A 19,438-nucleotide genomic window follows, 5' to 3' on the forward strand; every position below is an offset into this window, starting at 1 on the left:
AGCCGGGTACCCGCGGGTACCCGGCTCCGCATCACCCCGTCCGGGGTTTCGGGCGAAGACCCGGACGGGAACGGGATTCTCGTCGTGCCGGGGTACTAGCCACCCCAGTGTGGCGGGGCCTCCAGGTCCGCGGGCAGGCGCGTGCTCGCGTCCCCCGCGGCGGCCGCCAATTGCGGGCGGGTGAGATACAGAGCACACGAGAGATCCGCACCGTGCAGGCGGGCATCGCGCAGATCGGCACCCAGCAGATCGACGCCGGAGAGATCGCTACCGCGCAAATCCGCCGCGATCAGATACGCGCCGCGCAGATCGGCGCCGTGCAGCGGGCGGTTGTGCAGGTCGCTGCCGATTAGATCCGCACCCGGATGTAGCCCGGTACCCAGATGGTCGGCTCCCCCCGCAAGATGCGATTCCCGCACCTGCTCACTGACCTCCATCAGCACCACCCGGACCCGGGCATGAATCTCGCGCAGGTCGGCGGCCAATAGAGCCTCGAGGCCACCACCCAGCAGCTCGCCGATCTCCGCGCTCAGGACCCGCGCGGTCGCGGCGCACTCCGGATCAAACGTGCGCGATTGCGCCTCGGCCAGGTACCAGAGCAGTTCATGGAGCTGCCGGGCGGCCCCAAAAGCCCCAAACATCACGTCTCGACTGGAGGGTGCGGCCCGCCAGCTTTTGCCCTCGAAGAAATTTTGGGAGATGTTTTGGCCGGCACCGAAGCAATCAAATACCGTACAGCCCCGGTAACCCCGCGGGCGGAGGGCGGTGTGAATGGTGCAGGAAAACTCCGCGGAGAGATGGGAACACGGGGTAGCGGCGGGTTTATCCCGGGCAAAATCGGCCGAGCGGGCAAAGCCCAGGGCCGTGCAACACAGGGCAAAACAATTCCCACAATCGGCGCGCAGCGCGTCGCGATCCGGGGTTCCAAATCTGGGGTCGGGCAGTCTGATGGTGGACATTTAGTGATCCTTCAGGAGTGAGATTTTTCTGGGCCTGGGGTCGGGAACTTCCGGAGAAGCTCCCCCGGAGGGCGCAGAAAATCACCGCTGCCCGGGCAGACAGACGAAAAACACTCACGGGACACTGGGTCACAGGGAAAACATAAGATTCACTGCTTGCAGGCTAGCGGATGTTGAGGCCACGGTCGAGGGCGCCGTCGGGGATCGGGCGCGAGGAAATACCGGGCTTTTCGGGGAACGCGCGATGGTACACAGCCTGTGCTGTCCCCGAACGGGCGCTGCGCTGTCGCCCCGGTTTCGGGCCGCGGCACGCATAAAAAAGGGAGCCTCTCCCCGGACCGAAGTCCGAGGGAGAGGCTCCCTCATAACTGTGCGCGAGGGGGGACTTGAACCCCCACACCCTTGCGAGTACTGGCACCTGAAGCCAGCGCGTCTGCCAATTCCGCCACTCGCGCAGTTACACATGCTTTCACATGTTTTATCCCCACTCTCGTGCGGACTTAGTGAGATTATCACAGCGCGTAGTGCGTTTGCGAATCGAGAATTCCTGGGAGTGGCGGAATCCGCCCACCGCCGCGTAGTTCCGCGGTATGAGACCCCCGAATCTACGGCGTGGCGCGCGCCCCATCTCTCGAAAAGGTGCCAGTCTCAGTCGCGCCGACTAACATGGCTCTAGCCGATCGGCACCTCAAACGACACCCCGGGGAGATCTGTGGGCATTCTGGACAATTTCGAGAAGGGACTCGAGCGCGCCGTAAATGGCGCGTTTGCAAAGACCTTTCGTTCGGGGTTGCAGCCGGTGGAAATCTCCTCCGCGCTGAAACGAGAACTCGATACCACCGCCGCCGTTGTCAGCCGCGATCGCATCCTCGCCGCGCATAATTTTCGCGTAAATCTGGCACCGGGCGATTATGAGCGCATGCAGAAGATGGGCTCCGCCCTCGTCTCCGAGCTGACCGGCATCGTGGAGCGTTACGGCGCAGCCCAGGGCTATTCCTTTCCGGGCCGCGTCTCCATTGCCCTGGTGGAGGACACCGGCCTCTCCGAGGGCATGATGAATATTGATACCGCGGATGCCGAGACCGACGTGGTCTGGACCCCGGTGCTGGATATCGACGGACGCCGCTTCCCGATCACGCAGAGCCGCACGGTGATTGGCCGCGGAAGCGATGCCGATATCACTGTGGCCGATCCCGGTACCTCCCGTAAACACGTTGAAATACTCTGGGATGGCAAGCGCGCCCAGGTGCGCGACCTGGGCTCCACCAACGGATCCAAGCTCAACGGCCATAAGGTGGGCCAGGCCCTCCTGGAGCCCGATTCCGTGATCCTGATCGGTCGCACCGAAATCACCTATCGACTTCTCGCGCAGACAGCGCGGCGATCCGCCGGCCCCGCGGGCGGCAGCGACGGATTCTGGGGGTCCAATTAATGCCCAGTGAACTGCTACTCCTGGTCCTGCGTTTTGGCTTTTTGCTCCTGCTCTGGGTCTTTGTTTTTGCCGTGGTTTATGCCCTGCGCGCCGATCTCTTTGGGCGCTCCAGCAAGAAAAAGCCCGCCGTGGCCACCGCGGCGGCCGCCCCCAAGGCCGCACCGGCACCCGCCCGCGTGGCACCAACTCCCGCTCCCGCGGCGCGTCCGGCACCCGCCGTCGGCGACCGGGCCACGGTTCATAATGTGTCCCGTCTCGCGATCACCGGGGGCCCGCGCGCGGGCCAGGATCGCCCCCTCTCCGGCCCCGAGCTGACCATCGGTCGCTCCGCCGATTCGGGCCTGATCCTCAAGGACGATTACACCTCCACGCACCACGCCCGCCTGCTGCTCTGGGGCGATGACTGGATGCTCCAGGATCTGGATTCCACCAATGGCACCTTCCTGGCGGGTAAGCGCATCTCCGCGCCCACCCCGATCCATATCGGCGACATCATCAAGGTCGGCGCCACCACGTTTGAGCTGCGGCGATAAACCATGACCTATACCGGCGATAGCGCCGCCGTCTCCCACGTCGGCAAGGTGCGCTCGAATAATCAGGATTCCGGCTATGCGGGAACCCAACTCTTTGTGGTGGCCGATGGCATGGGCGGGCACGCCGGAGGCGATGTGGCCTCGGCCGTGGCCCTGCGCCGCATCATCGAGGCCGATATCGACTATCCCACGGCCGAGGATGCCGCGGCCGCCCTGCAGACCGCGATCATCGCCGCGAACTCGCAGCTTAATGAGGCGGTTTTTGAGCATCCCGAGCTCACCGGCATGGGCACCACCGTGGATGCCCTCGCCGTGGTTGGTGACCAGGTTGCGATCGCCCATATCGGCGATTCCCGCATCTATCTGCTGCGCGATAACGAACTTACGCAGATCACCACGGACCATACGTTTGTTCAGCGCCTCGTGGATGCCGGCCGCATCACCGAGGAGGAGGCGATGGTGCACCCGCGGCGCTCGGTGCTCATGAAGGTCCTCGGCGATGTGGACCAGGCTCCCGAGGTGGACACGATGGTGCTCGAGACCCGGCCCGGGGATCGCTGGCTGCTGTGCTCCGATGGCCTCTCCGGTGTGGTGGATAACGACCTGATCCGGGCCACCCTGCTCTCCGGGTTAAACGCCTATCAGGTGGGCCAGCGCCTCGTGAAATACACGCTGGATCGCGGAGCCCCCGATAATGTCACCATCGTCATTTACGATGTGGGCGATGATCGGCCGCGCACCGAACCCGTCACCGTGGGTTCGGCCTCAAAGCCGCTCGCATTTGAACTTTCAGCACCGCGCCGCACCAGCATTCTGCCGACGCTGCGGCTGCACGGCGGCCGCTCGGCGCCGTCCGGTCCGAGCCATTTTGAGCCCGAATCCGAGGATTATTACGGGGAGCTCATCGAGGAGGACGCCCGGCGGGTGCGCCGCCGCCGGCTGACCTGGTCGGTGGGCGCCATCGTGGTAGTACTGGCGATCGCTCTCGGTTCCCTCGTCGCCTATTCTTGGACCCAGTCACGCTATTTTGTGCGGGCAAGCCCGGATAAGCAGACCGTCATGATCTATCAGGGTGTGCAGCAGGACCTCGGTCCCATCTCGCTCTCCCACGAATATTCCGATACCGGAATTGAGCTCTCCAAGCTCTCCGCGTATGACCGCAATCAGGTGGAACGCTCAATCGGTGCCGATAGCCTCGATGAGGCCAAGGCCATCGTGGAGCGCCTGCGTACCCTGAGCAGGGAGTCAAATTAGTGTCCCAGGACCAGACCCCCACCCGCGCCCAGGCCGGCCCCGTGGTCACCACGGAACACCCCGAGGAACTCTTCCGGGCCGATACCGGCGTGATCCGCACGATGCGCAAGCTGCGCCTTCCCAAGGCGCATCGCAACCGTGAGCTCGCGCTCCTGATTTTTGCGTGCCTGGTCAACGGTGCGGCCCTGGTCACGGTGCAGCTGGGCGCGATCGGGCGGGTGGATGCCACCGTGCTCTATCTGTGCGCGGGCCTTGCGGCCCTCGTGATCGGTTTGCACGTCTGCCTGCGTTTTGTGGCTCGCGATGCCGACCCGATCCTGCTACCCGTGGCCACCGTGCTCAACGGGCTCGGGGTCGCAATGATCTACCGCATCGATCTCTCCCGCGGGGCGAGCGGCTGGGCCGCCGCCTCGACGCGCCAGATCACGTGGAGCGCCCTCGCGATCATCGCCGCAATCGCGCTGATCCTGATCATGCGCAACCACCGCGTGCTCTTTCGCTATACCTATATTTTTGGGCTCCTCGCGTTTGTCCTGCTGCTGCTGCCCCTGATTCCGGGCCTCGGAAAATCGGTGGGTGGCGCGCGGGTCTGGATCAGCATCGGCGATTCGCTGAACTTCCAGCCCGGTGAGATCGCCAAGATCGCACTGGCCATCTTCTTCGCCGGCTATCTGGTCCGTACCCGGGATACGCTCGCGCTTGTTGGAAAGAAGTTCCTGGGCATTCGCCTGCCCCGGCTGCGCGATCTGGGCCCCATTTTTGTGGTCTGGGCACTGTCGATGGGCATCATCGTTTTTCAGCACGATCTGGGAACGGCCCTGCTCTACTTCGGCATGTTTACGATCATGATCTACGTGTCCACGGGTCGGCTGAGCTGGGTCCTCATCGGGCTTGCGCTCTTTTTTGGTGGCGCGTTTTTTGCCGCCCAAAATCTCAGCTATGTGCACAGCCGATTCGAGAGCTGGCTGAATCCGTTCTCGCAGGAGAACTATGAGAAGGTCGGCGGTAGCTGGCAGCTCGTGCAGGGCATCTTTGGCCTGGCCCACGGCGGCCTGACCGGAACCGGCCTGGGCCAGGGGCAGCCCACCGTGACCGCGCTCTCCGAGAGTGATTTTATTATCACAAGCCTCGGCGAGGAGCTGGGTCTGGCCGGTCTCTTTGCGATCCTGGCGCTGTTCCTCGTGATTGTGGCCCGCGGCCTGCGCATCGGGTTCAGCACGCGCGATGACTTCGGGAAGCTCCTGGCCGTGGGCCTCGCGTTCACGATCGCGCTTCAGGTTTTTATCATGGTCGGCGGCGTGACCCGCGTGATCCCGCTCACCGGACTAGCCACCCCGTTCCTCGCGGCGGGTGGATCGGCGCTGGTGGCCAACTGGATCATTGTGGCGCTCCTCCTGAAACTCAGCGACGGGGTTAAGCCCGAGGTGGAGGTGAAGACCGATGCATAAGGAACTACGCCGCGTCGGCGTTGTGGTGGTGGGCATGTTTGCCGCACTCTTTATATCAACCACGCTTATCCAGGCCGTGCAGGCGGATAACCTGGCCAAGGATTCCCGTAATACGCGCATCCTGAACGATAGCTATCAGATCGAGCGCGGCCCGATTGTATTGGCCGATGGCACGGTGATCGCGGAATCCGTTCCGAGCGATGACCAGTTCCGATTCCAGCGCAGCTATCCCCAGGGATCGCTTTATTCCGGCGTGACCGGCTATTTCAACCCGGTCCAGGGCGCCACGGGCATCGAATACGCGATGAACGACTATCTCTCGGGCACCAGCAACTCCCAGTTCCTCGCCGACCTGGGCCGCATCTTTGACGGCCAGCCGCAGCGCGGTTCCCGCGTGGAACTCTCCCTGGATTCCACCGTGCAGCAGGCGGCCTCGGATGCCCTCGGCGATCTCCGCGGCGCGGTGGTGGCCATCGAGCCGAAGACGGGCCGGATCCTGGCGATGGTCACAAGCCCGGGATTTGATCCCAACGGCATGGCGGCGCACGATAACAGCGCCGTGACCAGCCTCTATAACGAGCTCATCGCCGACCCGCAGGACCCGCTGATCAACCGCGCCATCTCCGGCAATCTGAACCCCCCGGGTTCTAGCTTTAAGGTGGTTGTCGCCGCCGCCGCCCTCGCCTCGGGAAATTACACGCCCGAGAGCGAGTTTGATAACCCCGAGTCGCTCACGCTGCCCGGCACCAATACCCGGGTCTATAACTTCACCCGCGGCAAATGTGGACCCGGCGATACGGTCACGCTTGCCGAGGCCATCCGACAGAGCTGTAATGTGCCGCTCGCGGAGCTTGGAATGGCGCTTGGGGCGGATGCCCTGCGCGAACAGGCCGAGAAATTTGGTTTTAACAAGAAGCTGTCGATTCCGCTCGCGGTGGAGCCCAGCGTTTATCCCAAGGACGGCAACGTTCCCAATACCGCAATGTCGGCGTTTGGCCAGTGGGATGTGCGTACTTCGCCGCTGCAGATGGCGATGGTATCGGCCGCGATTGCCAACGGGGGCGAGCTCAAAAAGCCCAGCCTCGTGGACCGCGTGATCGGCCCGAACCTCGAAGTTGTGAAGACTTTTGACAGCGAAACGTTAAATAACGCGGTTACGCCCGAAGTTGCGACTCAATTGACACAAATCATGGTCGCGGGAGTGGCTACCGGACAGGCCAATAATGCAAGAATAGATGGGGTTGATGTGGCCGGGAAAACGGGTACCGCAGAAAATGGCAATAACGAGCCTTATAGTCTGTGGTTCACCGGGTTCGCGCCCGCGGAAAACCCCCGGGTCGCGGTGGCGGTCGTGGTAGAAAATGATGCAAACCTGGGTTACCACACCTCAGGAAACAGGATTTCTTCGCCAATTGCAAAGAAAGTGATAGAGGCGGTGCTGAATAAATGAGACCCACGGCAGGACTCACCTTCGGGGGACGTTATGAGCTGGTTTCGCGGATCGCCATTGGCGGTATGGGCGAGGTCTGGCAGGCCACCGATTCCATAATTGGACGAACGGTCGCGATCAAGATCCTCAAGGACGAGTATCTCGGCGACCCAAATTTCCTCGAGCGTTTCCGCTCCGAGGCGCGCCACGCTGCCCTGGTGAACCACGAGGGCATCGCCAATGTTTATGACTACGGCGAGGAGGAGGGTAGCGCCTTCCTGGTCATGGAGCTGGTGCCCGGCGAGGCCCTGTCCACGATCCTGGAGCGCGAGCGTGTACTCCCGGCCGATCAGGTCCTGGATATCGTTGCCCAGACGGCACTCGCGCTGCAGGCGGCACACTCCGCGGGCCTTGTGCACCGCGATATTAAGCCCGGAAACCTGCTGATCACGCCCGATCACCGCGTGAAGATCACCGATTTTGGTATCGCCCGCATCGCCGATCAGGTGCCGCTCACGGCCACCGGTCAGGTCATGGGAACCGTGCAGTATCTCTCGCCCGAGCAGGCGTCCGGTCAGCCGGCCTCGCCGTCGACCGATATTTACTCGCTGGGAATTGTCGCCTATGAGGCGCTGGCCGGGAAGCGCCCATTCACGGGTGAGTCCCAGGTGGCGATCGCCATGGCGCAGATCAACGAGGCCCCGCCCGAGCTGCCCGTCACGGTGGCCGAGACGGTACGCAACCTCGTCTTCTCGATGATCGCAAAGAACCCCTCGGATCGTCCGGCGTCCGCGGCCCATGTGGCGCGCGCGGCGCAGGCCCTGCGCCGGGGAGATATCGCGGCCGCCACGGTCGCCGTCTCCGCGATCGCCGATGGCGTTGCAGGCACCCAGGCCACGCAGATCCTCTCCCCCACCGATGCCGCCACCACCCTTCTGGCCACCACCTCGAGCATGCCGCTCGTGGATGGCGAGGCCGGCGAGGAGGAGGGCGAGGAGGAAAAGAAGCGGAGCCCCTGGACGTGGCCCCTCATCATCCTCATCAGTGTTCTGGTCCTGGTGCTGGCCGGCGTGATTTTTGCGCTGTCCAATACCGGTGGCGAGAAGGAGCCCTCCCCGAGCGTGTCGGTCTCCTCCTCCGCGAGCGAGGAGCCCTCCGAGGAGCCCAGCCCCGAGCCCACCGAGGAAGAGCGGATTGCGGTGGACGCCAATAAGTACCTGGGTCAGCCCGGTGACCAGGTGGTCGCCGAACTGAACTCCCTGGGACTGAACGCGCAGAAGACCACCGGCAATGCCGCCACCGAGAGCAGCAAGGTGGGTACGGTCTCGGCCGTATCGCCGAGCGGAAACCTCGCCCCGGGTACCCAGGTCACCGTGACCGTTCTGGGCCCCCTCGCGGAGATCCCCACGCCCTCCGGTCAGCCCTCGGTCGCCTGTGATGGTGGTGTCTGCGTGAGCGGAGGAACCGCCACGGTCAGCTGGCCCGCCTTCAACCAGTGCCCGGCGCCGCAGCGCACCACCGGATATACGCTGAACCTGAACGGTGCCACGATTGCCGGTAACCCGGCAACCAATGTGCTTGGCCCGAATACTACGAGCGTGTCGATCATCCTCGGTGGGGCCCCCGGCCCGGCCACGGTGAGCTACTCGGTCAAGTGTGGGGAGAACGGCGAGTCCGGTTCCTCACCCACAACAAATATTCCGATTCAGGCACCAACCGCGCCGTCACCAAGCAACTAAAGTTCGTGGGCCCCATATTTACCGCAGGGTAGGTATGGGGCCCACTCGGTTTGTCACGTTATGCTGAAGTTCTAAGAATTTCGGTACGAAGCAGGGGGAATACGGGTGTCAGACGAGAATCGTCTTCTTGCGGAGCGCTATGTTGTGGGCGCGCTGATCGGCCGAGGCGGAATGGCCGACGTCTATCAGGGGACCGATACCAAGCTCGGTCGCACCGTGGCGATCAAGATCCTCAAGGCCGATCTGGCCCTCGATCCCACGTTCCGCTCCCGCTTCCGCCAGGAGGCCCAGGCGGCTTCCCGGATGGCTCACCCCACGATCGTTCGCGTTTATGACGCGGGTGAGCATCACGCCGCCGATGCCAACGGCAACCCGGTCCTGGAGCCCTTCATCATCATGGAGTTTGTCTCGGGCCGCACCCTCAAGTCCGTCATCTCCGATGGACCGCTGGATCCCGAGCGCGCCGTTCGAATCACCGCGAGCGTCCTCACTGCGCTCGAATACTCCCACCGTGCCGGCGTGGTTCACCGCGATATCAAGCCCGGGAACATCATGCTCGGCGAGGATGATGCGGTCAAGGTCATGGACTTTGGTATCGCCCGCGCCGTATCCGATTCCTCGGCCACGGTGGCCCAGACCACCGCCATCCTGGGCACCGCCTCATATTTTTCTCCCGAGCAGGCCAAGGGCGAAACGGTTGACGCCCGCACCGACCTCTACTCCACCGGCGTTGTGTTATTCGAAATGCTCACCGGCCGCGCCCCGTTCCGCGGCGATACCGCCGTGGCGGTGGCCTATCAGCATGTGAGCGAGGCGCCCGTTAAGCCCTCGGAGATTAATCCGGCGGTATCGCGCCCGCTCGATATGGTGGTGCATCACGCGCTGGCCAAAAACCGCGATGAGCGCTATCAGACGGCCGCGGAGTTCCGCGAGGAACTGATCCTCGCGGGCGAGGGCCAGTTGCCCGCCGCCCGGCCCGAGGTAGACGCCAGCACCGCCCTATTTGGCAGCCCCTCCGCCGCGGCCTCCCCCACCGAGCAGGCACTGCGCCAGCTCACGGAGGACACCACGGTCACCCGCACCCAGCGCCGCCCCCCGGTGGTCTGGATCTGGGCCGGGGTGGTTGTGGTCGCCGTGATCCTCGTGGCGGTCATGATCTGGGTCATGTCGCTCTCGGCGGTACCCCCGGTGAACGCGCAATCCCAAGAGATTCCCGACCTCGTAAACATGAGCCAGGAAAACGCCACGGATACGCTGCGGGATCTAAACCTGGTCAGTAGCGTCGTGGAGGAAAACAGCTCAGAAGTGGTCGCGGGTAATGTCATCCGCACCGATCCCGGTGCCAAGACGCTCGTGGAGCGCGGTTCGGTTGTCCGCGTGATTATTTCCCTCGGCGCAAAAACCGTCAGCGTCCCGAACCTGATGAACCTCCCCCGGGAACAGGCCGAGGCCAAGCTTAAGGAGCAGGGCCTGTTGCTTGGGGCCGTCTCCACGCAGAGCGCCCCCGCGGCAGCGGCGGGCATCGTCCTCTCCACGCTCCCGGCCGCGGGTGAGGCCGTGGCCCCGGGCTCCACGGTGGATCTCACCGTATCCGATGGCCAGACCTCGATTCAGGACGTCCGGGGACAGCCGCTGACCGTGGCCAGCGACACCATGAGCAAGGCCGGCCTGAACGTTATCTCCCAGCCCGATGCCTCCTGTGTGCGGCAGTCGGGCGATCTGGTCACCGCGCAGTCATTGCCCGCGGGCAGCGTCCCCCAGGGTTCGGATATCGTGCTCGAATACTGCACCGGTGCCACGCCTACGGCGCCGAGCGATACGCCCGCGGCGCCGTAGCGTCGGACGCTACGCGGTGGCTTCGAAGCGCACGAGCGGCGAGAGCCCGCGGGCGCGCTCGGGGGCCTCGCTCAGCCCGGCGGTTTCGAGCCAGTTCGCGATCATCTGATAGCCGCCCTCGGTTAATACGCTTTCGGGGTGGAACTGCACTCCCACGATGGGGGCGGTGGCGTGACGCAGGCCCATGATGACCCCGCCATCGGTGCTGCTCGTGACGATGAGCTCCTCGGGGACCGTATCGGCCACAACCGCGAGCGAGTGATATCGCGTGGCGGTGAACGGCTGGGGCACGTTGCGATAGAACGCGCCGTCGTCGTGAGTGACCAGCGAGGTTTTGCCGTGCATCAGCTCCTCTGCCACCGTGACGGTGGCGCCAAAGGCCTCCGCGATCGCCTGGTGCCCCAGGCAGACGCCCAGGAGGGGCTGGGAGGCGGCCAGCGCCGCCCTAACCATCGCAATGGACACCCCGGCGTCTGCGGGCGTTCCCGGGCCGGGAGAGACGAGTATGGCGTCGTAGCGCGAGGCCCACTCCGCCGCATCCTCCTCGGCAAAATAGTCATTGCGCACCACATCGGTTTCCGCGCCCAGCTGCTGCAGGTACCCGTTCAGCGTATAGACGAAGCTGTCGTAGTTATCGATCACGAGTACACGGGTCATGGTGGTGTTTATTCCTCTAGGGTGACTTCTTGGTTATCCACAATCGACTGTACCCACGGGAAGGTCCAGGTGACCAATACGTAGAGAACAACCGCGATCAGGATCAGGAGCAAAATAATTCGGACCCAGGCCGGGCCCGGAAGGATGCGCCAGAGTGCTGCGTACATATTAGCCCTCCTGGGGGGATGCGAGCGAGGCCGGCGGGGTATCGCCGCGCGGGGTGAAGGATTCGAAGACGCCATAGGAAATAATGCGCTCCGCGGTGGACATCTTGGGGTTACAGCTGGTGAGGGTGATCACTGAATCGCTGATCTCGGCCGAGTCGGACTGCGGGATCGGATTCAGGACCTCCACGGCGGAGGGCGTCACGTACTCGCTGTTTCGATAGCGATAGGTATACCAACCCTCCGGGGTGGCCACCACGATGGCATCGCCGAGCTGCAGGTCGGCCACGAGGTTCAGCGGCGCACCGTGGGTATTACGGTGACCGGCGAGGGCGAAGTTTCCGGGCTGCCCGGGCAGCTGGGTATCGGGGTAGTGGCCGATCCCCGCCTTATCGAGGGTTTTGGCCTTGGAGACGCCGCCGGCCAGCGGCGCACCATAATCGGCACCGAAGCGCGGAATCTGCAGAATGGCAAATTCCACGCCGTCCTCGGGCTGGGCGATCGCGGGCGGCTCGCCCGATTCGGGGAAGACGGGCGGGTTTTTTGCGGCGTCGGCATCCCACTGCTGGCTCAGATCCACCGCCGCGGCGTTTTGCTGATTGCGCTCGACCATGTCGTTAAACCACAGCTGCCACACCAGATAGAGCATGACCAATACCCCGGCGGTGATGAGCAACTCGCCCAGGACTCCCACAACGGATGTGCGCGGGCGACGCTTGGCCACGGGGGCAGTTTTACGCGGGGTCACCGGTGCTACCTCCGGGGTTTCATCCGTGGGTGGGTTAAAGAGGGCGTCCATCCCCGAGGGCTCCACCACGGGGAGTGCGCGCGTCGGGGCCGCGTCGGCCGAGTTGGTGGGGGCGGCGGCGCGGGTAACGGCCCCGGGATCCGCGGATTCGGCCGGAACCGTGGCGGATTCTGCACCACGCTCGGGGGCGGACTCGGAGGGGGCGGGCGATACGGAGGGAATCGGCTCTACCGATTCCGCTCCCGCGGCTCGTTCCGCCGCGCGCCGAGCGGCACGGGTCAGGGGAACATCGTCTTCGGGAGGTGTGGACATGGCGGTAATTCTATCCGCCGAATCGGAATAAACGGTGATGGTTTGGCGCTATGCCTGGGAGAGGTGCCTCGCCTCGGCTACAATCGGGGACATGGCACGTGCAAAAACCAATAAGAACCGGCCCGTACAGGGCACCGAGAACTCCGGCGAACCGGCGCCCAACGCCGTCTGGTTCAAGCCGGTCATGTTTGGCTTCATGCTGATCGGACTCGTCTGGATCATCGTCTTCTATCTCAGCCAGGGCACCCTTCCGGTCCCCTCGCTTGGCTCCTGGAACATCCTGGTGGGCTTTGGAATCGCCTTTGTGGGCTTCCTTATGACCACGCAGTGGCGCTAATTACGCGAATGTAATTTAATCCACAGCGCTCTCCACAGTGTGGACAATTACAAGGATGTAATTATCCCCAAGCTGTGGATAACTCTGTGGAAACTCCTGTGGAGCGACCTGTGTAAAACGACGTTCTCCCCTCAACCGGCGCCCTCTCTTGGGCGCGGTTCCGGGGCGGGCGTCGTTTTTATTTCCCGCCGTTCGGGATGCGTCAGGCTAAGACCCATTCCGCGACCGCGCCGCCTTGCGCCGCCGGTCGGCCCCGCGCGGCCCGTTAATTACCGGATCGTACCGCGCGAGATGGCCGGCGGAATCTATGCCGCCAAGTCTTCCTCCGGCGAGGGAACAACCTGCTTAACGCCCGTGGGGCCCCGGTCGATATCGACCGGGGCCCCACGGAGGCGGAGTTTCCACCTGTTGACAACCATGTGGAGAACCCACAATATGCTGTGTTGGATATCGCTATCCACCCCAATATCTAGAAGGGGGGAAAGACCAGCCAGGTGAAGCTCAGCAGCACCAGGATCGTACACAGCGCGATCAGCCACGTCCACAGCCGCCTCCGCTGACTCACCGCGCGGTTCTCAAAGACGATAAGCCCGATCAGGGCACCGCCAATCACGCCACCCAGGTGTGCCTGCCACGCGATGCTGGTGCCCGGGATGAAGCCGATTGCGAGGTTGAGTGCCAGGAGCACCAGGAGCGACCTCATCTGGTTGCCCATCCGGCGCTGGATGACCACAAACGCGGCCATCACACCAAAGATCGCCCCGGAGGCACCCACCACGGGGACCCGCGGATCGCTCAGGAACATGACGGCGAGTGAGCCGGCCAGGCCCGAGGCCAGATACAGCGTGAGGAAGAGCCAGCGCCCGAGCATCTGCTCCAGGGCCCTGCCGAAGATCCACAGCGTGTACATGTTGAGGAACACGTGCAGGAAGAATGATGTTGAGTGGGTGAAGATCGACGTGATCATGCGCCACGGCTCAAACATATACGGCGTGGAATACAGGCCCGCATATTGCAGGGCCTCGGTCACCTGCGGCCGGAATACCAGCTGCAGGATGAACACAAATACGGTCACCACAATCAGGACGTTGGTGACGGAGGAGAAGATTCCGGTGGCCGCGCCGCGCGCGGCCCAGGACTGCGCCCGCTTTTGCGAGGGCGTCCGGTTGGCGCGCTGCTCGCGCAGGCACTCGGGGCAGACTACGCCCACGGCGGCGGGCGTCTGGCACTCGCCGCAGATGGTGCGTCCGCACCGCTGACACAGCACATAGCTGTGGCGATTCGGGTGCCGGTAACAGACGCTATTCGCGTCGACCCGGGACTCGGAATTATGACTCATTGATGACTCCCGGGTCGATCGCGATTATTAAAGCTGCGTGATGTCGATGCTCTCGATCACGACGTCGTCGATCGGACGGTCGCGGGCGTCGGTGGGAACCTCGGCGAGCTTATCAACGATCTTGCGGCTGGCAGCATCCTCGACGGCACCAAAGATGGTGTGCTTTCCGTGCAGCCAGGAGGTGTTCCCCACGGTGATGAAGAACTGCGAGCCGTTGGTGCCCTTGCCGCCGATCTTTCCGGCGTTGGCCATGGCGAGGATATAGGGCTCGTCGAAGGTGAGGTCTCCGTGGATCTCATCGTCGAACTTATAGCCCGGTCCGCCGGTTCCATTGCCCAGGGGGTCTCCACCCTGAATCATGAAGCCGGGGATGATGCGGTGGAAGACCACTCCGTTGTAAAGAGGCGTGTTCTGCTTCTTTTCTCCGGTGCGCTCATCGGTCCATTCGATTTCGCCCGTGGCGAGGCCAATGAAGTTACGCACGGTCTTCGGAGCGTGGTCGCCATAAAGGTTGACGACGATGTCTCCGTAGTTGGTGTGAAGGGTTGCGACAGCGGTGTGCTTTGACATAAATCAATTCTCGCATACTAGTTTGTGACTCTCAGGCTGTGTTCGAGCGATTCAATGGCAAGATGGTTAATTGACGCATCCAAAACGATCTATGGAGGTCCGCAGTGAATCTGACGCGCAAGCGCAAGAAAGAGATCAAGCGTCTCAAGGGTGAGGCTAGCGCCCTCTGGGCCGCTCAGCAGGAGCTTCTTGAGCACGCCAACGGCGTAGCTCGCGAGGCCGGACGCCAGGTAGGCAACTACGGGCGCGAACAGGTTGTTCCGGGTGTTGTAAACACCTATGAGCAGCGGGTACAGCCGGTATTCGACCGCGGAGCCTCCATCGGCCGCGATCTGGCCGATGCCACCAAGCGAAGCATCGACCACACGGTCGTTCCGGCGCTCGGAAGCGCCGTGGGAACCGTCCTTTCCATCGGCGATATCGCGCGCGATCACCGCGTGCGTAACGCCCTGGCCCGGGTCAACCCGAAGTCAAAGGTGAAGTTCGTGGCCGCTCCCGAAAAGAAGAAGCGCAGCGTTGGCGGAGTTCTTGCCATCGGTGCCGGTGTGCTGGCGGCGGCCGGTGTGGTTTATGCCCTGTGGCAGACCTTCCGTGCCGATGACGAGCTCTGGGTCTCCGAGGACGAGCCCCTGCTCCCCAACGCCTAAGAATCATCCGACGAGGGGGCCCCGATTTTTCGGGGCCCCTTCGGCGTTAACGCGGATCGTTCCCCGCGTCCCGCAGCAGGCGCAATGCCGCCGGGACCAGGCTCACCGTCCCGAGGCTGTTGATCTCCGAGAGCGAGTGCCACGCGGCCCAGTCGGTGGAGCCGTCCTGCTCATAGGTGAGCTCCCCGCCGGTGATATGCGCGCGATAGATCACCCGGATGCTGTGCAACGGCACGGTGACCTCGGGATCCAGCCGGCGCTCGGCGGGGGTCACGATTGAATCGATTCCCACCAGGCCATCAAGCTCCGCGCGAAACCCCGTTTCCTCTAAGATTTCCCGGACCGCTGCGGCGGCCGGATCCTCGCCCGGATCGATTCCGCCCCCGGGCAGTGTCCAGCCCGATCGTCCGCGCTCGTTCCAGTGCGCAAGCAGAATTCGATCACCCTCGATTATCAGCGCATAGGCCGCCACACGTATATCCATGGGTCTACGTTACCCGTTGCATCCTGAGCGGGCCCCTGCCGCCCGCTGAGGAGCCAAAGAGGGCCCTGTTCGGTTGGGGTACTCCCCCGGCCTCGCGACGCCGCTGAGTGGGCACTCACCCCCGACGAGTGAAACCGGTGCGGTAATACATAAAAGGCCAAATCCTCGGGGAGGATTTGGCCTTTATATTTGTGGAGCCTAGGAGAATCGAACTCCTGACCTCCTGCTTGCAAAGCAGGCGCTCTACCAATTGAGCTAAGGCCCCAAAAGGGGTGTAATACGCAATAATAATTTCTTATCTTGCAGTGGGGCTACCAGGACTTGAACCTGGGACCTCTTCGTTATCAGCGAAGCGCTCTAACCGCCTGAGCTATAGCCCCCTTTGGGCATAAATGACATTACCGGAGAGAGTAACCATTTCCCAAATCGAGAAACTCAGCGGCGTGTTCCCCCGGGAAAAGGCGAAAAATAAAGGCGTTTCGGATGGTCCTGGGACCATCCGAAACGCCCCTCAAAAGCTATTTAGTTATTGGTGAAACCCACCAGAACGCCGCCGGTGATCTTCACCGCGAGGTTATAAAGAGCCGCCGTAATCGCACCGATGGCCGTCACGACCACGAGGTTGAGGATCGCAATAACCACGCCGAAGCCCATCACTCGACCGAGGTCAAAGATCGCGGTGAGGTCGTTGGTGGCCTTGCCGCCGTCCTGTCCATCGCCTCCGGCCACGGACACGTACAGGGCGTTCACCTGGTCAAATACGCCGGTCTGCTGGAGAACGGTATAGACGAGGAAAAAGAACACCACGGTAACCACGGCCAGGGCCACGGCAGCCAGGAAAGACATCTTCAGGGCCGACCAGAAGTCGATATAGACCAGCTTCAGGCGGACCTGCTTGGTGCTGGGCTTTTTCGGCGACTTCTTTGCGAGTTTCTCGGCGACGCTACTACTCATGCTTAAACTTCCTTCTCGGACGAATCCTCAGTCGCCGCCGGGTCGGTGTCTTCGGCGTCGGCGTTCTGGGAGTCCAAATTACGGTCACTGTTTCTAGCCAGGGCGATGATTCTGTCCTTCTCCGCGAATCGTGCGAAGACAACACCCATGGTGTCGCGTCCCTTTGCAGGAACTTCGGCCACGGCAGACCTTACCACCTTGCCGCTGGCGAGAACCACGAGAACCTCGTCATCCTCGGTCACAACGAGGGCCCCGGCGAGCTCACCGCGATCCTCGTTGAGCTTGGCCACCTTGATTCCCAGGCCGCCGCGGTTCTGCAAACGGTACTGTTCCACGGCGGTGCGCTTGGCGAATCCGCCCTCGGTGACCACAAAAACAAAGCCCTCTTCGCCCTCGGGGGGAAGCACGGAGGCCGAGAGAAGCTGGTCGTCTCCGCGGAATTTCATACCGGTCACACCAGAGGTCGAGCGCCCCATCGGACGCAAAGCCTCATTATTTGCTGTGAATCTGATTGACATCCCCTGGCGAGACACCAGCATGAGGTCGCTATCCTGCTCCACGAGCAGCGCGGAGACCAGCTCATCACCCTCACGCAGGTTGATCGCGATGATTCCACCGGTGCGGTTGGTGTCGTATTCGCTGAGCGCGGTCTTTTTTACCAGACCATCGCGCGTGGCGAGGACAAGATACTCGGCGGCCTGATAATCGGTGATATCCAGGATCTGCGCGATTTCCTCATCGGGCTGCATGGCCAACAGGTTGGCGACGTGCTGACCCTTTGCATCGCGGCCGGCCTCCTGGATCTCATAGGTCTTAGCGCGATACACGCGACCCTTATTTGAGAAGAACAGCAGCCAGTGGTGAGTGGTGGTCACAAAGAAGTGTTCCACGATGTCATCGGCGCGCAACTGCGCGCCCTTAACACCCTTGCCGCCGCGGTGCTGCGAGCGATAGTTATCGCTCCGCGTGCGCTTGATATAGCCGCCGCGGGTCACGGTGACCACCATCTCCTCCTCGGGGATGAGGTCTTCCATGTTCATATCGCCATCGAAACCGTACATGATCTCGGTGCGGCGATCATCGCCGTATTTTGCGACGATCTCGCCCAGCTCATCGCTGACGATCTCGCGCTGACGCACGGGGCTATCCAAAATCGCCTTATATTCGGCGATCTCGCGCTCCAGCTCGGCATTACGATCGATGATCTTCTGACGCTCGAGGGCGGCCAGGCGGCGCAGCTGCATCGCGAGGATGGCATCGGCCTGGAGCTGGTCCACCTTCAGGAGCTCCATCAGGCCCGTGCGGGCCTCGTCCACATCGGGCGAGCGCCGGATCAGGGCGATAACCTCGTCGAGCGCGTCAAGCGCCGCGAGATATCCGCGCTGGATATGGGCATCGGCCTCGGCCTTACGCAAACGGAACTGCGTGCGGCGGACGATGACCTCGATCTGGTGCGCGGTCCACGCGGTGATGAAGCCGTCGAGGGCGAGCGTGCGCGGCACGCCGTCCACGATCGCGAGCATATTGGCGCCGAAGTTTTCCTGCAGCTGCGTGTGCTTATAGAGGTTATTCAGCACCACCTTGGCAACGGCATCGCGCTTCAGCACAATGACCAGGCGCTGGCCGGTGCGACCCGAGGTCTCGTCACGAATATCCGCGATTCCCGCGATCTTGCCGTCCTTCACGAGGTCGGCAATCTTAATCGCGAGATTATCGGGGTTCACCTGATACGGCAGCTCGGTTACCACGAGGCATGTGCGTCCGTGGATTTCCTCCACGTTTACAACGGCGCGCATCGTGATCGAACCGCGGCCCGTGCGATAGGCATCCTTAATGCCGTTAACACCGAGAATCTGGGCTCCCGTGGGGAAGTCCGGTCCCTTGATGCGCTCCATCAGGGCCTCAAGCAGCTCCTCGCGGCCGGCCTCGGGATTGGCGAGGTGCCACAGGGCGCCCTCGGAAACCTCACGCAGGTTATGCGGGGGGATATTGGTGGCCATACCCACGGCAATACCCACCGAACCGTTCACCAGCAGGTTCGGGAAGCGTGCGGGCAGAACCGCGGGCTCCTGGGTGCGTCCGTCGTAGTTGTCCTGGAAATCGACCGTATCCTCGTCGATATCCCGAACCATCTCCATGGCCAGGGGGGCCATCTTGGTCTCGGTATATCGCGGGGCCGCGGCGCCGTCGTTTCCGGGGGAACCAAAGTTTCCCTGGCCCAGGGCCAGCGGATAGCGCAGGCTCCAGGGCTGCACGAGGCGCACCAGGGCGTCGTAGATTGCCGAGTCACCGTGCGGGTGGAACTGGCCCATCACGTCGCCAACCACGCGGGCACACTTGGAGAAGGCCTTCTCCGGGCGGTAACCGCCGTCGTACATCGCGTAGATCACGCGACGGTGCACGGGCTTCATTCCATCGCGCACCTCGGGCAGGGCGCGGCCCACGATCACGCTCATCGCGTAGTCGAGGTAGCTGCGCTGCATCTCTAGGCGAAGATCAACCTGGTCGATCTTGCCGTGGACGCCGTGATCACCGTGATCGGGCGCTTCTTCGATATTTTTTTCGTCGCTCATGTATTCGTCTCTTCGCTACAGAA

The 19,438-nt window shown here is 62.9% G+C and carries 18 protein-coding genes and 3 tRNA genes; 9 read left to right on the plus strand and 12 right to left on the minus strand.

Going from position 1 to position 19,438, the window contains the following annotated elements; all coding sequences use genetic code 11:
• Positions 1-95: 95 nt before the first annotated feature.
• Both KXZ72_RS09555 and KXZ72_RS09560 read right to left on the minus strand, forming a co-directional pair.
• Positions 96-959, minus strand: a complete 864-nt coding sequence (locus tag KXZ72_RS09555) for a pentapeptide repeat-containing protein (RefSeq protein WP_226080573.1) — start codon at positions 957-959, stop codon at positions 96-98.
• A 371-nt stretch (positions 960-1,330) separates the two neighbouring features.
• Positions 1,331-1,414 (minus strand) — tRNA-Leu (locus KXZ72_RS09560).
• A gap of 257 nt (positions 1,415-1,671) precedes the next feature.
• On the opposite strand from KXZ72_RS09560, the gene KXZ72_RS09565 reads away from it, so the two are divergent.
• The 7 genes from KXZ72_RS09565 to pknB all read left to right on the plus strand — a co-directional run bounded on the left by KXZ72_RS09565 (position 1,672) and on the right by pknB (position 10,630).
• Positions 1,672-2,391 (plus strand): FhaA domain-containing protein, encoded by a 720-nt coding sequence (locus KXZ72_RS09565; protein WP_226080575.1) that lies wholly within the window; start codon positions 1,672-1,674, stop codon positions 2,389-2,391.
• Positions 2,391-2,924: an FHA domain-containing protein FhaB/FipA gene (locus KXZ72_RS09570; protein WP_226080577.1), complete on the plus strand. Its 534-nt coding sequence runs from the start codon at positions 2,391-2,393 to the stop codon at positions 2,922-2,924. The genes KXZ72_RS09565 and KXZ72_RS09570 overlap by 1 nt, the downstream gene beginning before the upstream one ends.
• A 3-nt stretch (positions 2,925-2,927) precedes the next feature.
• A complete protein-coding gene (locus KXZ72_RS09575) occupies positions 2,928-4,178 on the plus strand; it encodes a Stp1/IreP family PP2C-type Ser/Thr phosphatase (protein ID WP_226080579.1) in 1,251 nt (416 codons plus the stop codon).
• A 101-nt stretch (positions 4,179-4,279) separates the two neighbouring features.
• Complete coding sequence (locus tag KXZ72_RS09580) at positions 4,280-5,626, plus strand: FtsW/RodA/SpoVE family cell cycle protein (RefSeq protein WP_226083499.1); 1,347 nt, start codon at positions 4,280-4,282, stop codon at positions 5,624-5,626.
• Positions 5,619-7,076 (plus strand): peptidoglycan D,D-transpeptidase FtsI family protein, encoded by a 1,458-nt coding sequence (locus KXZ72_RS09585; RefSeq protein WP_226080582.1) that lies wholly within the window; start codon positions 5,619-5,621, stop codon positions 7,074-7,076. Before KXZ72_RS09580 ends, KXZ72_RS09585 begins: the two co-directional genes overlap by 8 nt.
• Entirely contained in the window at positions 7,073-8,794 is a 1,722-nt protein-coding gene (locus KXZ72_RS09590; protein ID WP_226080596.1) for a protein kinase domain-containing protein, read from the plus strand. Before KXZ72_RS09585 ends, KXZ72_RS09590 begins: the two co-directional genes overlap by 4 nt.
• Before the next feature lie 105 nt (positions 8,795-8,899).
• Positions 8,900-10,630: a Stk1 family PASTA domain-containing Ser/Thr kinase gene (pknB, locus tag KXZ72_RS09595; RefSeq protein ID WP_226080598.1), complete on the plus strand. Its 1,731-nt coding sequence runs from the start codon at positions 8,900-8,902 to the stop codon at positions 10,628-10,630.
• A 9-nt stretch (positions 10,631-10,639) separates the two neighbouring features.
• Here the strand turns inward: pknB and KXZ72_RS09600 are convergent, their stop codons facing one another.
• From KXZ72_RS09600 to KXZ72_RS09610, 3 genes are read right to left on the minus strand one after another with little or no spacing between them, the layout of a single operon-like run.
• Positions 10,640-11,287 carry an anthranilate synthase component II gene (locus KXZ72_RS09600; protein ID WP_226080599.1) on the minus strand — a complete coding sequence of 216 codons (648 nt, stop codon included), beginning with the start codon at positions 11,285-11,287 and terminating at the stop codon, positions 10,640-10,642.
• Positions 11,288-11,295: 8 nt separating this feature from the next.
• The gene (locus KXZ72_RS09605; RefSeq protein WP_226080601.1) at positions 11,296-11,454 is read right to left on the minus strand and encodes a hypothetical protein; all 159 of its coding nucleotides are present in this window, start codon (positions 11,452-11,454) and stop codon (positions 11,296-11,298) included.
• Position 11,455: 1 nt separating this feature from the next.
• Entirely contained in the window at positions 11,456-12,511 is a 1,056-nt protein-coding gene (locus KXZ72_RS09610) for a class E sortase (protein WP_226080604.1), read from the minus strand.
• 91 nt (positions 12,512-12,602) lie between these two features.
• Here KXZ72_RS09610 and KXZ72_RS09615 point away from each other — a divergent pair, with 91 nt between their 5' ends.
• On the plus strand, positions 12,603-12,848 hold the full coding sequence (locus tag KXZ72_RS09615; protein WP_226080606.1) for a cell division protein CrgA: 246 nt from the start codon (positions 12,603-12,605) through the stop codon (positions 12,846-12,848).
• Between the two features lie 469 nt (positions 12,849-13,317).
• Here KXZ72_RS09615 and KXZ72_RS09620 read toward each other — a convergent pair whose 3' ends face one another.
• On the minus strand, positions 13,318-14,187 hold the full coding sequence (locus KXZ72_RS09620; protein WP_226080608.1) for a rhomboid family intramembrane serine protease: 870 nt from the start codon (positions 14,185-14,187) through the stop codon (positions 13,318-13,320).
• A gap of 27 nt (positions 14,188-14,214) precedes the next feature.
• On the minus strand, positions 14,215-14,757 hold the full coding sequence (locus KXZ72_RS09625; RefSeq protein WP_226080610.1) for a peptidylprolyl isomerase: 543 nt from the start codon (positions 14,755-14,757) through the stop codon (positions 14,215-14,217).
• 104 nt (positions 14,758-14,861) lie between these two features.
• Between KXZ72_RS09625 and KXZ72_RS09630 the strand changes: the two genes are divergently transcribed.
• Positions 14,862-15,404, plus strand: a complete 543-nt coding sequence (locus KXZ72_RS09630) for a DNA helicase (protein ID WP_226080612.1) — start codon at positions 14,862-14,864, stop codon at positions 15,402-15,404.
• Between the two features lie 46 nt (positions 15,405-15,450).
• Here KXZ72_RS09630 and KXZ72_RS09635 read toward each other — a convergent pair whose 3' ends face one another.
• The 5 genes from KXZ72_RS09635 to gyrA form a co-directional block, all read right to left on the minus strand.
• Entirely contained in the window at positions 15,451-15,888 is a 438-nt protein-coding gene (locus KXZ72_RS09635) for an NUDIX hydrolase (RefSeq protein ID WP_226080615.1), read from the minus strand.
• A 192-nt stretch (positions 15,889-16,080) separates the two neighbouring features.
• A tRNA-Ala gene (locus KXZ72_RS09640) sits at positions 16,081-16,153 on the minus strand.
• Positions 16,154-16,194: 41 nt separating this feature from the next.
• Positions 16,195-16,268: transfer RNA gene (locus KXZ72_RS09645), tRNA-Ile, on the minus strand.
• 142 nt (positions 16,269-16,410) lie between these two features.
• The gene (locus KXZ72_RS09650; protein ID WP_226080618.1) at positions 16,411-16,842 is read right to left on the minus strand and encodes a DUF3566 domain-containing protein; all 432 of its coding nucleotides are present in this window, start codon (positions 16,840-16,842) and stop codon (positions 16,411-16,413) included.
• Between the two features lie 2 nt (positions 16,843-16,844).
• Positions 16,845-19,415 carry a DNA gyrase subunit A gene (gene gyrA, locus KXZ72_RS09655; RefSeq protein ID WP_226080620.1) on the minus strand — a complete coding sequence of 857 codons (2,571 nt, stop codon included), beginning with the start codon at positions 19,413-19,415 and terminating at the stop codon, positions 16,845-16,847.
• Positions 19,416-19,438: the final 23 nt, after the last annotated feature.

This window comes from Mycetocola spongiae (genome assembly GCF_020424085.1).
Taxonomy (GTDB): Bacteria; Actinomycetota; Actinomycetes; order Actinomycetales; family Microbacteriaceae; genus Mycetocola; species Mycetocola spongiae.

What these genes read in the sequence shown, in the direction of transcription:
- KXZ72_RS09555 (WP_226080573.1), bottom strand. Translation starts at nt 959, where the DNA reads ATGTCCACCATCAGACTGCCCGACCCCAGATTTGGAACCCCGGATCGC.
- KXZ72_RS09570 (WP_226080577.1), top strand. Translation starts at nt 2,391, where the DNA reads ATGCCCAGTGAACTGCTACTCCTGGTCCTGCGTTTTGGCTTTTTGCTC.
- KXZ72_RS09575 (WP_226080579.1), top strand. Translation starts at nt 2,928, where the DNA reads ATGACCTATACCGGCGATAGCGCCGCCGTCTCCCACGTCGGCAAGGTG.
- KXZ72_RS09580 (WP_226083499.1), top strand. Translation starts at nt 4,280, where the DNA reads ATGCGCAAGCTGCGCCTTCCCAAGGCGCATCGCAACCGTGAGCTCGCG.
- KXZ72_RS09585 (WP_226080582.1), top strand. Translation starts at nt 5,619, where the DNA reads ATGCATAAGGAACTACGCCGCGTCGGCGTTGTGGTGGTGGGCATGTTT.
- KXZ72_RS09590 (WP_226080596.1), top strand. Translation starts at nt 7,073, where the DNA reads ATGAGACCCACGGCAGGACTCACCTTCGGGGGACGTTATGAGCTGGTT.
- KXZ72_RS09600 (WP_226080599.1), bottom strand. Translation starts at nt 11,287, where the DNA reads ATGACCCGTGTACTCGTGATCGATAACTACGACAGCTTCGTCTATACG.
- KXZ72_RS09605 (WP_226080601.1), bottom strand. Translation starts at nt 11,454, where the DNA reads ATGTACGCAGCACTCTGGCGCATCCTTCCGGGCCCGGCCTGGGTCCGA.
- KXZ72_RS09610 (WP_226080604.1), bottom strand. Translation starts at nt 12,511, where the DNA reads ATGTCCACACCTCCCGAAGACGATGTTCCCCTGACCCGTGCCGCTCGG.
- KXZ72_RS09615 (WP_226080606.1), top strand. Translation starts at nt 12,603, where the DNA reads ATGGCACGTGCAAAAACCAATAAGAACCGGCCCGTACAGGGCACCGAG.
- KXZ72_RS09620 (WP_226080608.1), bottom strand. Translation starts at nt 14,187, where the DNA reads ATGAGTCATAATTCCGAGTCCCGGGTCGACGCGAATAGCGTCTGTTAC.
- KXZ72_RS09625 (WP_226080610.1), bottom strand. Translation starts at nt 14,757, where the DNA reads ATGTCAAAGCACACCGCTGTCGCAACCCTTCACACCAACTACGGAGAC.
- KXZ72_RS09635 (WP_226080615.1), bottom strand. Translation starts at nt 15,888, where the DNA reads ATGGATATACGTGTGGCGGCCTATGCGCTGATAATCGAGGGTGATCGA.
- KXZ72_RS09650 (WP_226080618.1), bottom strand. Translation starts at nt 16,842, where the DNA reads ATGAGTAGTAGCGTCGCCGAGAAACTCGCAAAGAAGTCGCCGAAAAAG.
- gyrA (WP_226080620.1), bottom strand. Translation starts at nt 19,415, where the DNA reads ATGAGCGACGAAAAAAATATCGAAGAAGCGCCCGATCACGGTGATCAC.